Source organism: Blastocatellia bacterium, from assembly GCA_035573895.1.
Taxonomy (GTDB): domain Bacteria; phylum Acidobacteriota; class Blastocatellia; order HR10; family HR10; genus DATLZR01.
Genome location: DATLZR010000008.1, coordinates 1 through 19471, shown reverse-complemented (window position 1 = coordinate 19471; position 19471 = coordinate 1). Strand labels below are relative to the sequence as shown.

General features: G+C 58.8%; 17 protein-coding genes. 10 read left to right on the top strand and 7 right to left on the bottom strand.

Features of this window, described 5'->3' with window-relative positions; translation table 11 throughout:
- Nucleotides 1–98 precede the first annotated feature (98 nt).
- The 3 genes from lepB to VNM72_00690 all read right to left on the bottom strand — a co-directional run bounded on the left by lepB (nt 99) and on the right by VNM72_00690 (nt 1956).
- Nucleotides 99–950 carry a signal peptidase I gene (gene lepB / locus VNM72_00700; protein ID HXF03918.1) on the bottom strand — a complete coding sequence of 284 codons (852 nt, stop codon included), beginning with the start codon at nt 948–950 and terminating at the stop codon, nt 99–101.
- A gap of 454 nt (nt 951–1404) precedes the next feature.
- Nucleotides 1405–1632, bottom strand: a complete 228-nt coding sequence (locus VNM72_00695; protein HXF03917.1) for a type II toxin-antitoxin system HicA family toxin — start codon at nt 1630–1632, stop codon at nt 1405–1407.
- 66 nt (nt 1633–1698) lie between these two features.
- Nucleotides 1699–1956 (bottom strand): type II toxin-antitoxin system HicB family antitoxin, encoded by a 258-nt coding sequence (locus VNM72_00690; protein HXF03916.1) that lies wholly within the window; start codon nt 1954–1956, stop codon nt 1699–1701.
- 286 nt (nt 1957–2242) lie between these two features.
- On the opposite strand from VNM72_00690, the gene VNM72_00685 reads away from it, so the two are divergent.
- The 6 genes from VNM72_00685 (at nt 2243) to VNM72_00660 (ending at nt 8644) form a co-directional block, all read left to right on the top strand.
- The gene (locus VNM72_00685) at nt 2243–3502 is read left to right on the top strand and encodes a hypothetical protein (protein ID HXF03915.1); all 1260 of its coding nucleotides are present in this window, start codon (nt 2243–2245) and stop codon (nt 3500–3502) included.
- Between the two features lie 178 nt (nt 3503–3680).
- Complete coding sequence (locus VNM72_00680) at nt 3681–4667, top strand: threonine dehydratase (GenBank protein HXF03914.1); 987 nt, start codon at nt 3681–3683, stop codon at nt 4665–4667.
- Between the two features lie 411 nt (nt 4668–5078).
- Nucleotides 5079–6326: a threonine synthase gene (thrC, locus tag VNM72_00675; GenBank protein HXF03913.1), complete on the top strand. Its 1248-nt coding sequence runs from the start codon at nt 5079–5081 to the stop codon at nt 6324–6326.
- A 263-nt stretch (nt 6327–6589) separates the two neighbouring features.
- The gene (locus VNM72_00670) at nt 6590–6871 is read left to right on the top strand and encodes a ubiquitin-like small modifier protein 1 (protein ID HXF03912.1); all 282 of its coding nucleotides are present in this window, start codon (nt 6590–6592) and stop codon (nt 6869–6871) included.
- A 262-nt stretch (nt 6872–7133) separates the two neighbouring features.
- The gene (locus VNM72_00665; protein HXF03911.1) at nt 7134–8159 is read left to right on the top strand and encodes a ThiF family adenylyltransferase; all 1026 of its coding nucleotides are present in this window, start codon (nt 7134–7136) and stop codon (nt 8157–8159) included.
- A gap of 74 nt (nt 8160–8233) precedes the next feature.
- Entirely contained in the window at nt 8234–8644 is a 411-nt protein-coding gene (locus VNM72_00660) for an OsmC family protein (protein ID HXF03910.1), read from the top strand.
- Between the two features lie 4 nt (nt 8645–8648).
- Here VNM72_00660 and VNM72_00655 read toward each other — a convergent pair whose 3' ends face one another.
- Both VNM72_00655 and VNM72_00650 read right to left on the bottom strand, forming a co-directional pair.
- A complete protein-coding gene (locus VNM72_00655) occupies nt 8649–10070 on the bottom strand; it encodes a hemolysin family protein (GenBank protein ID HXF03909.1) in 1422 nt (473 codons plus the stop codon).
- 68 nt (nt 10071–10138) lie between these two features.
- Nucleotides 10139–10684, bottom strand: a complete 546-nt coding sequence (locus VNM72_00650) for a CarD family transcriptional regulator (protein HXF03908.1) — start codon at nt 10682–10684, stop codon at nt 10139–10141.
- Between the two features lie 394 nt (nt 10685–11078).
- Between VNM72_00650 and ribA the strand changes: the two genes are divergently transcribed.
- The 4 genes from ribA to VNM72_00630 all read left to right on the top strand — a co-directional run bounded on the left by ribA (nt 11079) and on the right by VNM72_00630 (nt 16288).
- Nucleotides 11079–11741: a GTP cyclohydrolase II gene (ribA, locus tag VNM72_00645; protein HXF03907.1), complete on the top strand. Its 663-nt coding sequence runs from the start codon at nt 11079–11081 to the stop codon at nt 11739–11741.
- Nucleotides 11742–11843: 102 nt separating this feature from the next.
- A complete protein-coding gene (locus VNM72_00640; protein HXF03906.1) occupies nt 11844–13529 on the top strand; it encodes an alkaline phosphatase family protein in 1686 nt (561 codons plus the stop codon).
- A gap of 34 nt (nt 13530–13563) precedes the next feature.
- Nucleotides 13564–14466 carry a dihydrodipicolinate synthase family protein gene (locus tag VNM72_00635; GenBank protein ID HXF03905.1) on the top strand — a complete coding sequence of 301 codons (903 nt, stop codon included), beginning with the start codon at nt 13564–13566 and terminating at the stop codon, nt 14464–14466.
- A gap of 1084 nt (nt 14467–15550) precedes the next feature.
- The gene (locus VNM72_00630) at nt 15551–16288 is read left to right on the top strand and encodes a hypothetical protein (protein HXF03904.1); all 738 of its coding nucleotides are present in this window, start codon (nt 15551–15553) and stop codon (nt 16286–16288) included.
- Nucleotides 16289–16352: 64 nt separating this feature from the next.
- On the opposite strand, the gene VNM72_00625 is transcribed toward VNM72_00630, so the two are convergent.
- On the bottom strand, nt 16353–17816 hold the full coding sequence (locus VNM72_00625; GenBank protein HXF03903.1) for a TatD family hydrolase: 1464 nt from the start codon (nt 17814–17816) through the stop codon (nt 16353–16355).
- Between the two features lie 6 nt (nt 17817–17822).
- Nucleotides 17823–19471: methionine--tRNA ligase subunit beta (gene metG, locus VNM72_00620; GenBank protein ID HXF03902.1), on the bottom strand; the 1649-nt coding region annotated here is incomplete at its 5' end.

Here is a 19471-nt window from a genome sequence, read left to right as displayed (position 1 = left end):
GCCATGCGAACCGCATCTCGTGAGGTCTCCAGCCGTCGGAAAAAAATCTGGGGACTGAGGAGCAGTTCCCGCGCCAGGCTGAGGACCGAGGACATAGGTCAGTTAATCGTCCCGAAGCTGCTCAGGGGCCAGTAGCGGAATATGGCCTTGCCGTAGATGTATTTTTCGGGCACGAGTCCCCACTGGCGACTGTCGTTACTGGAATCGCGATTATCGCCCATGACGAAATAGTAATGATCCCGCACGTAGACCGGCGGCATGTTCTCCCGTCGGACGTGAAAGGCGGGATCAATGTACTTCTCCTCCAGCGGCATGCCATCCACGTAGACGACTCCCTCGCGGATGGAAATGGTCTCGCCGGGCAATCCGATCACCCGCTTGATAAACGACTTTGAGGGATCGTTGGGATACCAGAAGACAACAATGTCCCCCCGCTCGATCTTCTCAAATCGGTAGATGAACTTGTTGACGAAAATACGTTCGCCATCGTGCAAGCGGGGTAACATGCTCGTTCCCTCGACCCGAACCGGCTGAACGACGAAAACGATGACCAGGATGGCGATGAGAACTGCGAAGACGAGATCGCGCAAAAACGCTTTGGCTTCCTGCCAGAGGTGAGCCACCGTCACTATCTCATCAGGAGTCGCCGGGCCTTCCTCCCCGCCGACTCCGGCGGTGGGGGCGCCGAGCAGCTCCATCGGCTGGCTCATGACCCCGGCCTGCGCTGCGCCTACGGAGTGAAGGACTCCCTCTGAAGATGGCGCGTCATCCTGTGGAGAAGAATCACCCAGTTCTAGGCAACCGCACCCGTCATCCACTGCACTGAACGCGGCCGGAGAACGGCTCCGCTCATCATCGGTGGCATGCATCGGCTGAATTCCCACCAGGCCCTGACCGGACGAGGTAACGAGGCCGTCGTTGGCGGAAGTCTTCGTTGTCTCCTCAGCCATGCGCATCCCTCTCAACGAAAATCAGGCTATAAGATTAGGTTTGAGGTCACGGTTTGTCAATCGGATCGCTCTCTCCAGATACACGCTCTCCCGGTGTTGTTTGTAAGGTCCACAAGGGTCGGCAGTGCTCATCGCACGTCTATCATCGCGACTTTACGGTTCCGCCCGACAGACCTTCTTCACCCGGCGATGCGGACGGAAACAGGGATTGGGAAACCCTGTCCCTGCGACACAGGCGTGGCTCTTCTTCCACCAATCAACACGGTGCTTTTAGGACGCCCTTGCCCAGGGTTTCTGGCAGAGACGGAGAAATTTTCGGCACCTTTTCCGCCCGGTGATCGTATGGGAGAACGGCACGTGACAATCAGGAGGGCACATGCGCGAGGGTATTTAAGAGACAAAGGTGAACGAACCGGCGATCACCGCCCTTCACCAGAGCGAATGGATAGAACGCCTATAACTTCATGAATTCCTCCACGGACACACCAGTTTCGCGAATGATCGCTCGCACCGTCCCCTTCCGTACCTTCTTCCCCTTGTAGCGTGGGACGGGGATGACTCGACCATCCTTATCCCTCACCCATAACTCATGGGAGCCCTTCCCTTGCCTATAGAAGCGAAATCCCAACTTACGCAATCGTCTGACGATCTCTAGCTTAACTCTCGAAGCTGGGTCACGCATAAACTCCGCGTCAGAAACTTGCGCAACAATTCACGATCTCAGGATGATTCAACCAGCGAATCAGGCTCATTCGTCAACTCCGATCAGAACAGCCAACGTCATCCGCATATCGGGTGTCAGCTCGATTTCAGATAAACCTAAGCTCTCTCTCCTTTCCGCGCGGTAGGCGGCGATCATCTTGATGACGTCAATACAGTTGAAGATCGCCTCTTCTGGAGTATCTCCCTCGGCGAAGGCTCCCTGGATGCTGGGACACCGGGCCAGATAACCATCGTCATTCGGTTCAATAATTAGCGGAAGATATATGGCCTTTGTCTTCGCCATCTGCGTCGCCCCCCATTCTACTTCTTCCCATCCTTTACGTCAAAATTCCCCTGCAGATGCAAAAGACATCGGTGGAGCCATCCCCTTCCATCGGCGCTCAGGACAGAAACAGGGATCGGGAAGAACTCACCCATGCGAGATAGATGTGGCTCCCCTACTGCCCCCGGCCGAGTGCTTTTAAGAAACCCTTACCCGGGGGTGCTGGGCAAGACGGCGAAATTTTTGGCACCTCTTCGGCCCGGTGATCGTATGGGAGAACGGCACGTCATATCAGAAGGAGAACGCTATGAGAAGCCTGGCATGCAGCGTGTTGCTCTATATCGCCATAGCCCCTGGTCCTGCGGTCTTTGCTTTCCCGCAACAGAGGGAGCGCGTGTCGCAGTCTTTCGCCGTGAGCGCCGGCGGGATCCTGGAAATGCTCGTTGCCGGAGACATTCGGATCAAGACCTGGGAGAAGGATGTCGTCGAGGTGGTGGCCGAAGCAGTGCCCGAAGAGGAACGAAGTCGCCTGGTGATGTTTCAGAAAGATCAGCGCGTGCGGGTTGAGTATCAGCCCCGGAGGCGACGCTCCAATGACGTGCGGTTCATCGCCATCGTTCCTTCCCACTTTAACCTCGATCTCAGGACGGCTGGCGGAGATATTGTCCTCGAAACTCCGCTGACCGGCCAGATTGAAGGTTCGACCTCCGGGGGTGATCTGAGGCTCGCCGAGGTCAGGGGGAATGTGGTCCTGACGACTTCGGGCGGCGACGTGCGGACGACGAACATTCTGGGAGATGCCGTGCTCAAAACATCGGGCGGCGACATTGAGGCCGATACCATCGGCGGGGACCTTCAGGCTTCGACCTCCGGCGGAGACATCCGGATCATGCAGGTGGGCAAGAATCTGAAGGCCAGCACCTCGGGTGGAGACGTGACGGTCGGTGACGTCGGAGGGGACGCCACAGTTTCGACCTCCGGGGGAACGATCCGCATGAGAAAAATTTCCGGCACTGCCACGCTCAAGACATCGGGCGGCAATCTCCAGATTCAGGGCGACATTGGTGGACCGGTGACAATCTCGACCACCGGCTCTGACATCAAGCTGAAAGCCGTGAAGGGATCGGCATCGCTCACGACGTCCGGGGGAGACATCGAGGTTCACGGAGCACGGGATACCGTCGTAGCGAAAACATCCGGCGGAGACATCATCCTGCGCGAGATTGAAGGTTCGGTTGAGGCCCGCACGTCCGGAGGGGACATCCTCGTCGAGTTGCGACCTCGCGGCACAGGATTGAGCACACTGGCAACAACCGGGGGTGATATTTCCCTGTTCTTGCCGGAGTCTGCGTCCGCCACCATCGAGGCCCGCATCGAGATCAGAGGAAACTGGGAACGACACAGCCGCACCTCCAGCATTCGCTCGGACTTCCCTGCCGAATCCCACGAGATGGACGCCCAGCAGAAAGAGATTCGCGCACGATATGTGCTCGGCGGTGGAGATCAAAGAATCATCCTCGCGACCATCAACGGCAATATTGCGATCAAGGCGCTTCGCTCGCGATGATGCTGAAGCGTCTTCTCCGCAGAGGACCAGAGCGCCAGGATATCGTCGGGGATCGCCCCGTCACGGCCAATGGCCGAACAGACACATCCGCTCCGGCACCCTTGAACGGTCGGCGTCTCTTTGATAGCTTTGCGCTCCCGCTTGCAGCGGGTCAGCACGAAAGGAACGAAGCGTGGGTATGATGGAGCCTACTGTCAGCATGGCCGAGATTCTTGAAGCCCGGCGGGTGATACGTCGTTACCTCAACCGCACTCCACTCTACTATTACGCCGGATTATCCGAGCTTATCGGAGCCTCCGTTTACGTCAAGCACGAGAATCACCAACCGATCGGAGCCTTCAAGGTACGCGGAGGGATCAATCTCATCTCCCGCCTCACTCCCGAAGAGAGGAAGCGCGGCGTCATTACGGCATCCACTGGCAATCATGGTCAATCCATCGCCTACGCCGCGCAGCTCTTCGGCGTGCGCGCCGTTGTCGTTGTCCCTGTTGGAAGCAATCCCGATAAAGTTCGCGCCATCCAGCGGCTCGGAGCCGAGGTGATCTTTCACGGAGCCGATTTCGACGAGGCCCGCGAGTATGTGGAAGCGATAGCTGAGCGCGAAGGCTATCGCTATGTCCATTCGGCCAACGAGCCCCATCTCATCGCCGGTGTGGGAACAATTGGTCTGGAGATCGTGGAAGACCTTCCCCAGGTGGACGTGATTATCGTTCCCGTCGGAGGGGGAAGCGGTGCCGCCGGGATCTCCACAGCGGTCAAAGCTCTCAATCCTCGGATCGAAGTGATCGGCGTTCAATCGGAGGGAGCACCGGCAGCGTATCTCTCATGGCGCGATGGACGACTGGTCGCTACGGCGACGATGACGACGTTCGCCGAGGGATTGGCAACGCGCGTGGGATTTGAGATGACGGTCTCTATTCTCAGGCAGTATCTGACTGATTTCGTCCTCGTCAGCGACGACGAGATTCGCCAGGCGATGCTGTTGATGATGGAAGCCACGCACAACCTGGTCGAAGGAGCGGGAGCGGCACCGCTGGCCGCCGCGCTGAAAATCAAAGAGCGCCTGCGAGGCCGAACTGTTGTGCTCGACCAGTCGGGAGGAAACATCACGCTGGAATCGCTCCGAAATCTCCTGGCAACGGCATCATCCGCCGCGCCCGTGTGATGAATCAGTCACACCCTGTGGTTCGCAACGATTTGCTCTCGCCCCTCCCCTCTGGCGAATCCAGCGCGAGCGACGGACAGACAGGACCCTGGCGCTTGACTTTGGAGCAATTGGCGAATGAGTTTCTCCCCGGGAGCGGACGCTTCTTGCCCGCCTATCCCGGTGGGTGCCGCAATTGAATGTGGCTGGAGATCGGGGCGGAAACTTTTGGCACACGTCTTGACAGATTGAGAGAGGCATCGTAAATTCTGCCATTCACAATTGAATAACGTGGCGATTTACGGCGACTTGCTCCACGTAAAAAACTGTCTAAACAGCCCGGAGGAAACTCCGTAACAAAAATGAACCCCGTGCTGTTTAGCGCGGGGTTTTTGATTTGGGGAGGTCGGTTGGGCTGGAAGGAGAGAAACAATGAGCTACGTCGTTGGTTTGAGTTGTCGGATCTGCGGGAGTCACTATCCGGTCGAACCGCGGGCCATTTGCGACGAATGTTTCGGTCCGGTTGAAGTGGATTACGATTATGATCGGATAGCGGGAGCCATTAACCCGGATGTAATTGCCTCTCGGCCTCCGACGATGTGGCGGTATCGTGAGTTCCTGCCCGTGAACGAGCAGCCGCGCGTCGGGCGCGAAACGGGCTTCACTCCCCTGATTCGAGCCGAGCGTCTGGGCGCTGCCCTCGGGTTAAAGAACCTCTACATCAAGAATGATGCCGTCAATCATCCCACGCTCTCGTTCAAGGATCGGGTGGTGGCGGTTTCCATCTCAAAGGCCCTCGAATTCGGCTTCCAGATCGTGGGATGTGCCTCTACCGGGAATCTGGCCAACTCGGTGGCAGCAGGTGCGGCGGCGGCCGGGTTGAGAGCCTACATTTTCGTCCCGGAAAATTTGGAAGTACCGAAAATCGTGGGTACCCGCGTCTACGGAGCGGAAGTCATCGGCATTCGTGGCAACTACGATGATGTCAATCGCCTCTGTAACGAGATCGCCGATGCCTTCCCCTGGGCACTCGTGAATGTGAATCTGCGGCCCTTTTACGCTGAAGGATCGAAAACGGTTGGCTTTGAAATCGCTGAACAACTCGGCTGGCGCGTGCCCGATGCCATTGTCGTCCCCATGGCTGGAGGGGCGCTCATCACCAAGATTTATAAAGCCTGGCAGGAGCTTCGGCGCGTCGGACTGCTGCCGGAGGTCAAAACGAGGATGTTCGGCGCTCAAGCCAGCGGCTGTAATCCCATTTCCGCCGCTGTCAAAGCAGGAACCGATGAAATCGTTCCGGTCAAGCCCAACACGATTGCCAAATCGCTCGCTATCGGAAATCCTGCCGATGGATATTTTGCCGCCCGTCTCATCCGCGAAACCGGCGGATGGGCCGAGGATGCCTCGGACCGAGAAATCATCGAGGGGATCGCATTGCTGGCGGAAACGGAAGGGATCTTCACCGAAACCGCAGGCGGAGTGACCGTCGCCGTCACGAGAAAACTCATCGCTCAAGGGTGGATTGCGCCTGACGACCTGACGGTCATTGCCATTACGGGGAACGGACTCAAGACCGCCGAGGCCGTGGACATCGAACCACCGCACTCGATTTCACCGACACTGTCAGAAGTTCGGAAGCTTGTGGAACAAGGGTCCGTCGTGGGCTCCTATCGAAGGTAAACGGCCATTGGCGGCACCGCGAATTATGGTCAGAACCGCCGCTGCCGTTGGCGACGGTGTAGTGCAAAGAAGCCAAGAGCTGGCGCGCTGGAGAGATGCAGCATGGCGTGATCAGCTTTGTCGCTTTGCGCCTTATGACCGGTCGTCAGGGATGGGGAGATGCGGACGAAGGCTCGATCACTTGTTCCCCTCTGCGCCTCCCCGTGATGGATCAGGACTCATAATGAGATTCTCACAGATGTGGCCAATGAAGGAGGGCAACGATGGCAATAACGGTACGTATACCACAACCTCTTCGCCGCTTCACCAACAATCTCGATCTGGTCGAGGCCTCGGGGCGAACGATCAGGGATCTCTTTCACTCGCTGGAGAAGCAGTTTCCCGGCATTACCGAGCGATTGTTCGACGAGACCGGTCAGCTTCGCCGCTTCGTCAACATCTACGTCAATGGCGAGGACATTCGCTTCCTCGACGGACTCACGACTGAAGTGACCGACGGAGCCGAAGTATCCATCGTTCCCGCCGTCGCCGGAGGGAAGGGATAATCTATCGGGGTGATGTCGTAGAGGAACCCGGTACTGCCGGCGCGTCGGGGTGGTCTCTTTCATCTGGAGGAATCCGACCATTACAATGAAGTGGGGTCTCAGCGGGGGAAATTAGTGTCGGGGCGAAGCGCGTGACATCTTCCCTTCCCCGTAAGGGAAGATCCAGTGCGCAGAGTCGCAACAGGTGGATGAGCGCGGAGACGAAACACGATCAATTGACAGTCCCGACACGCACCAGCTACCTTCGTTGTGGCTGGCAACGATGATGGAAAAGTACTCGCGGCAGATTCTCTTTGTCCCCATCGGCGAGGCGGGACAGCGACGACTTCTCCAAAGCCATGTGGCTGTCATCGGGTGTGGGGCGCTCGGTGGCGTGCAGATCGAAGCACTTGCGCGGGCTGGCGTCGGTCGGCTGCGCCTGGTTGACCGCGATTTCGTCGAGGAATCGAATCTCCAGCGCCAGGTCATGTTCGACGAACAGGATGCGCGCGATCGCCTTCCCAAGGCCATCGCCTGTCAACGACGCATCGCCCGCATCAACTCGGATATTCAGGTCGAAGCCCTGGTCACTGATGTCACCAACCGAAATATCGAGAAGATCATCGGCGATGTGGACCTCGTCCTGGACGGAACGGATAATTTCGAGACGCGCTTCCTCATCAATGATGCCTGTGTGAAATGGGGAAAACCCTGGATCTATGGAGCGGTCGTTGGGTCTTATGGATTGACGATGACGATTCGTCCGGGCGAGACTCCCTGTTTCCGCTGCCTGCTGGAGACGCTTCCCCCGCCCGGAACTTCTCCGACCTGCGACACGGTGGGCGTGCTCCTCCCCGCCGTCATGATGGTTGCTTCCATCCAGGTCTCCGAAGCCCTCAAGATTCTCACGGGCAACATCGAGGCGCTCCACGGAGGCCTCGTTCAGGTGGATGTCTGGCCGCTCGCACTTCATCGCGTCTCCCTGAAAAATGTTCAACGGTCGTCTGACTGTTTGACCTGTCAGCGCCGCGTCTTTGAATTCCTCGACGCGCGAACGAAGCAGGTGGCCCTGACGTTGTGCGGCCGTGATGCCGTTCATATTTCCCGCGTCGGCGAGGCCTCGCTGAACCTCAGCGACGTGGCCGAACGACTGCGGCCGCTCGGCGAAGTCATCGTGAAGGAATTTCTTCTCATCTTCCGGGTGGACGGTTACGAGCTGAATCTTTTTCCTGACGGTCACTGCATCATCAAGGGAACAACAGATACGGCGCAGGCCCGAAGCCTCTACGCTCGCTACATTGGGATTTGAATCACCTAACCCTCCGGCGTGGGAGAGGACCCCACCCCGTGACGGAGACGGACACATTCGGAGGAAAGCGACGAATGGATGAAGTGAGAGTTGTTCTCGCCGATGATGAACTCTTCGTGGGTCAATCACCGACGGGTCGGGCTCTTGTCCTTGATGTGAATCGCCAGCGCGACAGCGCCCCCGGACCAATGCACCTGCTGCTCATCGCGCTTGGAGCCTGTACCGCGTCCGATGTGGAAAGCATTCTCAAGAAGAAGCGACAGAAGATCACCCATTACGAAGTTCGCGTGAGCGCCACGCGGCGCGAAAGCTATCCCCGGATTTGGGAAAATATCATGGTGCGGCATATTCTCCGGGGGCCCAATCTGTCGGAAAAGGCCGTCCGCGATGCCGTTCACCTCTCAGCGACGAAATATTGCAGCGTCTCGGCGATGCTGAGGGAAGCCACCACGGTGACGATGACGTACGAGATCGAACGGGAGTGAGCGATCACCCCCGGACGCCGGCTTCGGTCGGCGGAGCTGATTCCGGCTGGCACACATCCGCGCGATCCTTCCGCTCAGGGCGAGGGGGCATCTCGGGAACACGCTGATGCGATTCCCCGATCTCCAGGCAGATTCGAGTCACGCGCCGCCCTTCCATTTTTTCGACAGTGAAGGTCACGCCGTTGTAGGTGATTCGATCGCCAAGAAGCGGCAGCCGACCGGTGTGAGTCATGAGGAATCCCGCCACCGTGTTATAGTCGTCCGATTCGGGGAGGTTCAGGCCAAGAGCACGATTCACCTCACGAACGGTCACGCTTCCCGCCAGCACGATCGAGCCATCCGGCCGTCGCACAATGCGCTCTTCGTCCAGATCATGCTCATCATGAATCTCTCCCACCAGCTCCTCGAGGATGTCCTCCAGCGTGATGATTCCCTCGATCACGCCGTATTCGTCCACGACCAGAGCGAAATGGTTCTTCTTCTGGCGCATCTGACGGAGTACGTCGTCGAGCGAGGCGGAGTCGGGAACGAAAAAGGGGGAGTGAACGACCTGCTCGATCTTGAATCGTTCCGGCTGGCGAAGATACCGCAGCAGGTCCTTGCTGTGGAGGATTCCAATGACGTTGTCCCACTGCTGCCGGTAGACCGGAATGCGCGAGTAGCCCGAGGCCTCGAAGGTGCGAATGATCTCATCAAACGGAGTCGAGGCCTCGAGGGCCGTCACCTCCGCCCGGGGACGCATGGCATCCCGGACGGTTGCGCCGGAAAAGTGAAAGACATTGCTGATGAGCTGATGTTCGACGGGTTCGAGCAATCCCTGCTCGTGACTCACATTGATGAGGTGTTGGATCTCCTCAGCATACATTCCCCCGTGACCGTGCGTCGGAGGGATTCCCAGCAACCGAAGGACAAAAATTCCCGATCGGTTGAGTAAGAGGACAAACGGTTTGAACATGCGATAAAAAAGCTCCATCGGTCGGGCAACAAGCAGGGCAATGGACTGGGTTCGCTCCAGGGCGAGGGTCTTCGGAGCCAGTTCACCAACCACCACGTGAAGGAAAGTGATGATGGTGAACGCGAGGACGACCGCCAGTGTATGGCTGGCAAACGAGGTGAGAAAGTTCGACGCCAGGGGAGCGAACAAAGGCTCCAGCAGACGGGACAAAGCGGGTTCGCCTACCCAACCGAGGGCGATGCTGGCGATGGTGATTCCCAACTGCGTGGCGGCGATGTAGTCATCAATTTTCGAGATCACGCGCAATAACACGCGAGCCCGTCGGTCGCCCCGGCCGGCCATCGTCTCCACCCAGGATCGCCGCACGGTCACCAGAGCGAACTCCGACATAACGAAAAAGCCATTGAGCAAAACAAGAAGGAAGACCAGAAGGACTCGGAGATTATCAAGCAGAGAGCCTGGATCGTCCATAAAACTTCTTCATCCAAGTGAGACGCGTCAGCTTCCCAACGCCATCTCCCCCCATGACCGAGCCCGCATCAGCGGCTGGCGGCCATGGCCATGCGGGCCTTTCCGTTGCCCGCCTGGTGCTTGAGGCAGGCCCGCGAGAGGGCTTCGTCGAGCATCGGCTCAACATGGGAGACGGGCTTGCGCGTCACCTCGGCAATCTCCGCCACAACCAACTGGCGGGCTTTTTCCAACAATCTCTTTTCCCGGAATGACAGCGGCTTGATCGAATCGAGATAGACGAGCGTCTTGAGAACTTCCGCCATCTCGAAAATATCACCGGTCCGCATGCGATCGGTGAACAGTTTATACCGATCTTTCCAGTCAGCCGGAGGGTCTTCAAAATCGTCGGCGAGTACCTTAAATAAGCGGGCGCATCCTTCCGACGAAATCGGAGGACGCAGGCCGACATCTCTCGCATTGACGACCGGAACCATCACCACCGAATTCGTGGCCACCAGGCGCAACTGATAAAACTCACATTCTTCTCCGTTGAGAACCTGGCGCACACAAATTTGCTCGATGATTCCGATGCCATGGTTCGGATAGACGACCTTCTGTCCTACCTTGAAAGCCACGCCTACCTCCTTGATGGATGAAAGATTGGAGCCCAGCGAGAGAGAGCGGAAAAAATAAAATGATGGTGCACGAATCGCTCGTGCTGTCGTGACACTGCCATATTTTGGTAGCTTTTTTCCACTGGTTGCGTGGTCAGTCTACCATCCGGCGCAGGTCACCGTCAAGCCAGATCGCGCCGGGTCGCAAGGGGATAGGCGGTTGCGCCCTTCTCCGTCGCGTTCAGCTCCGGGAGTCTCAGGGGTGGCGGATCAATCATCGCCACAGCAGCGAAATTGCAGACGAGATCATGATATGAGATAATTGCCCGTCATCGCGCGAGACGGAAAGAGAGTTTGAGACGCTCGCGCACGCTGTGGGAGGAAGACAATGGGGGAAAACGGACAGTCGAAAAGGATGCACGAGAGCGCGTCTTCGAGCCCTTCGACGAAACCCGCCATCCTGGTGGAAAAAGTCGCCGAGGCCCGCTTGCCCACGGAGATCGGTGAATTTCGTGTGATGGGCTTCCGCGTCGCGCCTTCGGGACAGGAATACGTGGTTCTCACCAAGGGCCGCATCGCCGAAGCTCCGGCTTGCCTCGTCCGTATTCACTCGCAATGTCTGACGGGCGACGTCTTCCACTCCATCAAATGCGACTGTGGCTGGCAGTTGCGACGCTCGATGCAACTGATCGAGGAAGAAGGTTGCGGCATCATCATCTATCATCCGCAGGAGGGGCGCGGGATCGGCCTGCTCAATAAGATTCGGGCCTATGAGCTACAGGACAAAGGGCGTGATACGGTCGAAGCCAATCTGGAGCTTGGCTTCGGCGCCGATGAACGATCCTATGAAGAGTGCGCGGCGATCCTGAAATGGCTCGGCGTGGATCGCATCCGACTCCTCTCGAACAACCCTGCCAAAATCGCCTCGCTCCGCAACGCCGGTGTCAATATCGTCGAGCGCGTGCCGCTGGAAGTTCAACCATCGGCCGAGACGCTCCCCTACCTCCGGGTGAAGAAGGAGAAGCTGGGGCACTTCCTCTCGATCATCGGTGGCGAGCATTCCTCCACCCGGACGTAGGCGCAGCCGGGAGAGACAACGGCACCAAGACGATAAGCGTCCGCGTGCCCGGCTCCCCCAGTAGCGGATTTTTCCGTCACAACGCGACAAAGGGACAATCGTATGAAGACTCAACGATCGCGCGGTATCGCCCTGGCTCTCAGCCTGCTTCTGTTTTCGGCGACGCTTTTTGCCCAATCCCGACCGCAGGTGAGAGGCGTTCCCCACCGACCGAAACTGATCGTTCTCATCATCATTGATCAATTCCCGCAGGATTATCTTTTCCGCTTCAAGTCCTTTTTCGGCATTGGAGGGTTCCGGCGATTTCTCGACGAGGGAGCCGTCTTCACCAACTGTTTCTACAGCTACGCGCAGACGCTGACGGCTCCCGGGCACGCGACCCTGGCGACCGGCGCCGTTCCCGCTGCGCATGGGATCATCGGCAACGAGTGGTTCGACCGGGGAAGTGGCGAAATCGTCAGCAGCGTCACGGACCGCTCGCGGCGATTGGTGGGTACCACCGGTCGGGGCGTTTCTCCTCAGGCGATCATCGGGACGACCTTCGCCGATCAACTCCGGCTCAGCACGAACTTCCGCTCCAAAGTCGTGGGACTGTCGCTCAAAGATCGGGGCGCCATTTTGCCCGCCGGTAAGAGCGGCAATCTCGCTCTCTGGTTCGACAGCCGGAGCGGACAGTTCATCACGAGCGACTACTACGTGCAGGAACTCCCTCCCTGGGTCACTCAGTTCAACGCCGCCAAACCGGCCGATAAATATTTCGGCGCCCGGTGGGAGAAAGGATTCCCCGCGGCTGTTTACGCGCAGGCTGATGCCGATGACCGCCCGTACGAAGGCGTCTCGCCCGGAGGAACCCGCACGTTCCCGCATGTGATCACGGGAGGTCTCAGTTCGCCCGGACCAGCCTTTTATGATGCCCTGACGGCGACACCGTTCGCCAACGACCTTCTGGTGGACCTGGCGCTGGCGGCCATCAAGAACGAACACCTCGGCGAGGACGATGATCCCGATCTGCTGATCATCAGCTTCTCGGCCAATGATATCGCCGGCCACACCTATGGCCCCTTCAGTCAGGAAGTCGCCGACCTCACGTTGCGGACCGATCAGACGCTGGCCCGCCTTTTCTCCTCCCTTGATCGTCGCTTCGGACCCGGAGGCTATATCGCCGCCTTATCCGCCGATCACGGGGTGTCGCCGATCCCGGAATTCGCCGCCGCTCATAAGCTCGGTGGGCGGCGCATTGCTCCCGCAGCCGTCATCGAGGCCGTCCAGCAACACCTCCGTGCCCGGTTCGGCGATGAGAAATGGATTGATCCGCGCGCTGAGTTTCTGGTAGCGGCCGGGATGATCTATTTGAATCGCGAAGCCATCAGCAAGCGGAACCTCGATCCTGCCGCTGTCGAACGGGCAGCAGCAGAGGCAGCCAAAACCGTTCCGGGTGTCGCTGCATCCTTCACCCGAACCGATCTGCTCGCTGGTCATTATCGTCACGACCGCCTCGGAGCGCTCGTCGCTAACGGCTTCCACCCGGAACGAAGCGGAGACGTTATTATCGTCACCGAACCCCTGGCGATCTTCTGGCGACAATCGGCAGGGACGACGCATGGCTCGCCTCACACCTATGACACGCACGTTCCCCTTCTTCTCTTCGGGACCAGGATCAAGCCGGGAACCTACACGACGCCGTGTACTCCCGCCGACCTGGCCCCGACGCTGGCGGCTCTTCTGGAGATCGAAGTCCCCAGCAATGTGACGGGACGGGTCCTTCACGAGGCCTTGAGAGAACGATGACTGCACATCGAACCTCTCTCCAAGGAGGGAGATTATGACGCGCGAGATCGGTGGCCTTTTACCCCCCATCCCCACCCCGTTCGATGCCGATGAAAATCTGGCCCTCGATCACTTTCGCTCGAACATCGAACGGTGGAATCGGCAGGGATATTCCGGTTACGTTGTGCTCGGATCGAATGGAGAATTCGTCCACCTCACGGAACACGAGCGCTGGCAGGCGCTGGAAACGGCGCGCCTGGTGATCCCTTCCGATAAGCTGATGATCGCCGGGGCAAATTTCCAATCCACACGGGAAGCGTGCGAATTTGCTCGGCGTGTCGCTGCCATGCGCGCCGACGCCATCCTCATGGGGATGCCGCACTATTATCGGGAATCGTTGACGGCCGAACGGTTCATCGCCCACTACCGGAAGATTGCCGATGCCTCGCCCATTCCGATCATCCTCTACAATGTTCCACAGTTCACCGGCCTCTCGCTCGCGGCCGACACCGTGGCGCACCTGGCCGAACATCCGAACATCGTGGGGATCAAGGATAGTTCCGGGAATTTCGGACTTCTCGCCGAGATTGTCCGTCTCGTTCCCCCTCGATTCAGCGTCCTGACCGGAGCGGCGGCGATTTTTTATCCGGCGCTTGCTGTGGGAGCGCGCGGAGCGATTCTCGCCGTCAGTGTCGTTGCCCCGCAGGCGTGCCACGAGATCATGACGGCGGTTGCCACGGGACATCACGCGCGCGCGGCCGAACTGCAACTGCGGCTTCTTCCCGTCGCACGGGCGGTGACAACACAGTTCGGTATCGCCGGTCTCAAAGCGGCACTCGATCTTCTCGGCTACTATGGGGGACCTCCTCGCTCACCGCTCGCACCGGCATCGGAGAGCGTCCGCGCTCAAATTCGTGACATTCTTCGAGCGTCGGGCCTGATCGAATCCCTCGCGTGAAGAGCCTCCGAACCGGCCCCTCACAGGCTCCGGAGAAACCCATTTTTTGACCCTGCGACGGTGACCGGAATGTACCGCTAGCTGCTCGCAGGCCCTCCTGAAAACGCCACTGAACGCTTCCACAACGGCGGCCCTCAGAGTCGCCGTGATCATTGCTTGCAGCTATGACCCGGACTTCTGTGAGAATCCCTGGCAGCGCACACATCTTGCGCACTCATTTGAGCTGAATATTAAGCCCGCTCGAAGCAGGTGCTCCCGGGTCTTCATCCTTCGTGGTCTGCACATAGGCCGATTCCTCTAAAATAGCCAGCAGAATACGCTGAATGAGGCGAAACTATCCGCCAACGGACGTAACCTCGGAGAGGATAAGCTCGCCCTCTGGCCGCTTTTCATTCGCTGGCGGACCCGGTTCGTCGCTGCGGGCAGTGGGAAAAATCTCACGTAAGATCAGCAAGATGACCGACCGATCGAGGCTGTAAATCGGCCCTGTGGTTTCCCCATCGTCAGATGAAAGAGACGATGAACGACCCCACCGAATAGGGTCCTGAGCGTACTTTTCGGAAGCAGATTCCGTCCCTGCCCATCAGGCGGTTTTGCCCTCTCTGAATTTTCTTCCCTCCAGCGGACTCTATTAGGGGGGATACCGGACTGAACTATGGAGAGGGCAAGTTTTTGTGAAGCAGTTGGACCGCGGAGTTGTCGGCTGCGGCATCTCTTCACCCATCCCGCCATGTTTCACCGGCGAAATCGGGACGTTTCGCTGAGGCAACAGGGAAACCGGGCGAGAGTTTTGTCTCCTGATGGAAAGAGTTTCCGCATCAAGGGATTAATGGTGGCATCGGCTGATTGGTCGTGCGGCACATGGTTTGCTCCATTTTGTTGGCGGAGGAACAATGCGATGAACCATAGGGCTGCGGAGAACCCGATGCGCTCGCCGATATTCACTCGAACCGGGCAGACTCTATCGCTCAGGCCAGAGGGAATTCGGTTTCTAGACAAGTGGCACAGGGCCTTCCGTTCAGTTTCTCTCCTCGTCTTGCTCTTATCCGCCTTTCTGCCTCTTAGGGCAGGGGCTCAGTCAGGGATGATTCAGGCGAGCTTCTCGACGCCCTGCAATAATTGCTGGCCCGGATGGACAGAGATAACGCGCCCCGCTCGTGGCGTCGGACCGCGCGTGCGGAACGGGGCTGCATACATCTTCATCAACGGCTCGCTCAATGATCCTCGCCTGAACGAGCAACATCTTCTCTTCGACCCTTCGATGGCCAAAGCCGTTGGCCTGCATGAGGTCAACGTCATCTTCAGTTTCACCAATGCGACGATTGGCGGACGGCTCCTCATGACGGATGGGACGTTTGTCTGCCTGCCTCCGGCCATGCTGCTGTCATTTGTCAGCGATGAGCTTTTCGTCGTCACACTCCGGGATACCGGTGATTCCTGGTACGGCGCTTTCATCGGCGATGTGACGCTCATCGCCCCGGAGTTCATCGCCGATCCGGAAACGCGCCAGTCTTATACCGCGGCGGGACTTCTCCAGCAATCGCCTCGGGGGCTGGAAGTGCTCGATCTGAAAATCATCCCCCCGATCAGCCGATTTTCACCTCTTCGATTGAGTCTGTGGCTGGAGGAAACGGATGTGCCGATCCTCGGAGCATCCATCCGACTGGCCACCGGAAAAACCGTTGCCCTTCAGGCCGAACTCGACCGGGACTCCCTCCTTTCGCCGGGACCGGCAGGGATTCTTTATCGAACGGGAAACGGATCCCCCTGCGCGACTTTGGTCCAACGAGAAGTGAGCGTGCGCGAGTTCGCTTTTCGATAAAGGGAGTGGAGAAGGCGCAACGTCGGCTTTCGAGCCTTCCCTTTTCACAATACCGGATCGAAGATCATTCCCGATTTTCCGGCGCGAATTCGGTTCCCGTCATTCCCACGTATTCTCTCACACGGAAGCGGGCGCCGATGCGCTGAGCGATCTGACGACACGCATCAACATCCAGGTGAGGCAGGCGCACGACCGTGAAGGTGACCTCAAATCCGTGACGCACGGCCTCGCGGGCAAATTCGAGAGCGGAATCAAAGGCTCGATCGGGCCACTCGCTGCGCACGAGCTTCTCGTATTGCTCTCGGGTGGGGGCGTTCAGGCTCAGAGAAAACTCATCCACGGCTCCGACGAATTCCGGAACGACGTTCCGTCCGTGAATCAGATTAGCATGGCCAATGGTGTCAACCCGGACGCGCCCCCCATGCGCCTTCACATATCGGCCGATCTCGACCAGTTCCCTGAGTTTCAGCGTCGGCTCGCCGTAGCCGCAAAAAACGATCTCCCGATACCGGCGCGGATCGCCGATGGCGGCGATGACTTCCTTTGCCGTCGGCTCCTCGTCGGCGCTCATTCCCAGCCAGTAGCCGGAGGCCACCGGATCGTCCACCCGCGAGCAAAAGACGCAGAGCGACGTACAGCGATTCGTCAGATTGACATAGAGGGAATCGCGAATTTGATAGACAATCGTGCGGCGGCGCTCGAACCGATGCTCCGGTCGCAATCTCTTCTCGAACAAGCGGCGAAAGTTGTAGGAGGTAATCCTCCCAATGTCATGCGGGAAGAGGTCTCGAACCTCGGCGATCTGTCGGGCGACCTCACGAACGTAGGCGGGCTCATTGCGTCGCCCCCGATAGGGCACCGGGGCAAGATACGGACAGTCCGTTTCGATGAGCAGCCGCTCGATGGGAACCCACCGGGCGAGCTGCCGCAGATGATCGGCGTTTTTGAATGTGACGATTCCGGACAAGGAGATGTGAAAGCCTTGAGCCAGGCAGGCGTGTGCGAGCTGATGACTCCCCGTGAAGCAATGCATCACGCCCTCGCGTCCTTTTTCCCGCCAGTGCTCGCGCAGAATCGTCAGCGTATCCTCTTCGGCCTCCCGCGTGTGAATGACGACGGGCAATTGCCGCAGCCGGGCCAGCCGAAGCTGGCGAGAAAAGACCTCTCGCTGCACCTCCGGGGGAGAATGATCGTAGTGGTAGTCCAATCCGATCTCTCCCCAGGCGATGACCTTGGGATGCTCGGCCAGGCGAAGGAGCTTCTGTTCCAGCTCCGGGTTATACCGTCGCGCATCATGGGGATGAACGCCGATGGCGACGTAGAGAAAATCGTAGTGCTCGGCCAGCTCCAGCGCCCGTTGAAATCCTTGGTCGGAATCGCTCAGAGCGACGTTTAGAATCAGCTCGACGCCTCCGTCACGCGCGCGGGCGATGACGGCGTCGCGGTCAGCATCGAACTCCGGCGCGGAGAGATGCGCGTGCGAGTCCACGAAGCGACCGCCTTGATCGGTCCACCGTTCGTGCGTCACGGATCGCTACCTCAATTTCGCCCCATTGGGGACATCTTCGAGGAAGCCGGCGAGCACCGGTCTCTCTTCCGGGCCTACGACCGCGGCCAGAACCATGCCCTGCGATTCCAATCCCCGCAGTTTCCGCGGCTGAAGATTGGCCACGAGGATAACGCGCCGACCAATGAGCTGTTCCGGCGTGTAGTACGGCGCGATCCCGGCGACCACCTGGCGCGGCTGGGCTTCTCCCACGTCCACCAGGAGTCGCAGAAGCTTGTCGGCCTTCTCCACCTTCTCGGCGAAAACGACAGTTCCCGCCCGCAGATCAACTTTGGCGAAATCGTCAATCGTGATGAAGGTTCCGACGGGAGAGGCTGAAGGGGTGACTGCGCTTTCGCGTGATTTTTCGCTTTCGATTTCAGCCATGGTCTTCTCCTTGTTGATTCGAGGAAACAGAGGGGTGATCTCCCCGATGCGACAACCGCCTATGGCGGCCGCGAAGCTGAGTGCCTGGGGATTGATCTCCGCCGGCTCACCGCTCAATCCCATCTGGTGCCAGAGTCGGCGCGTGGCGGACGGCAACACGGGACTGAGGAGCACGGCTAAAACCCGGAGAGCCTTCACTGCCGTCGCCAGAACCACGTCCAGCCGCTGCCGGGCCGAGGGCGTCCGGGCCAGCTCCCACGGTTTCCTGTCGGAGAGATATTTATCCACCCGGGCGATGAGGCTCCAGGCCGCTTCCAGCGCTCGATTGAAACGGTACTGATCGAACTCGCTCACGAAGGCGCGGATCGTCGCCTCGGCACTCACTTCGATCTCCCGTTCGCCATCGGTCTGGAGCGCGGCGTCATCGCTCGGAATAACGCCATCGCAGAAGGAGCGAATCATCGTCAGCGTGCGACTCGTGAGATTTCCGAGCCCATCGGCGAGATCAGCATTGATGCGGTCAATCAGCGCTCCGTAGGTGAAATCGGCGTCCTCGCCGAAGACCATCTCCCGCAGGCAGAAGTAACGGATCCCATCGAGGGGGAAGAATCGCTTGAGCACGGCCAGATCAATCGTGTTGCCGAGCGTCTTGGACATCTTCCGCCCACCGGAAAGCCACATCCCGTGGGCGTAAACCATGCGCGGAGGCTCCAGCCCCGCGGCCATCAGAAACGCCGGCCAGTAAACGGCATGAAATCGAAGAATGTCTTTGCCAACGATATGGACGTCGGCAGGCCAGAACGTGGCAAAAGGATCGTCCCACCGAGTTCCACCGTGCGCCAGGTGGCGACGGTCATTGCCGAACCCCAGCGCCGTGATGTAGTTCGACAGCGCATCGAACCACACATACATCGTGTGGCGGGGATCATCCGGCACGGGAATGCCCCAGCGCACCGACACGCGACTGATGGAGAGGTCCTTCAACCCACGCGAGACGAAACTCACGACCTCATTGGCGCGCGCCTCCGGTTGCACGAACTGCGGGTTCTCGCGGTAGAACTCGAGCAGCCGATCCTGAAAGGCCGAGAGAGCGAAAAAGTAGCTTTCTTCCGAGACGCGCTCGGCCTCTCGATTGTGCAACTCACACCGCGGCGGCTTCCCCGGCTCCTCTTCTTCTTTGAACTCGGCGCAGGCGGGGCAGAACCATCCGTCATACTGCCCCTTGTAGATGTATCCGGCATTGCGAACCC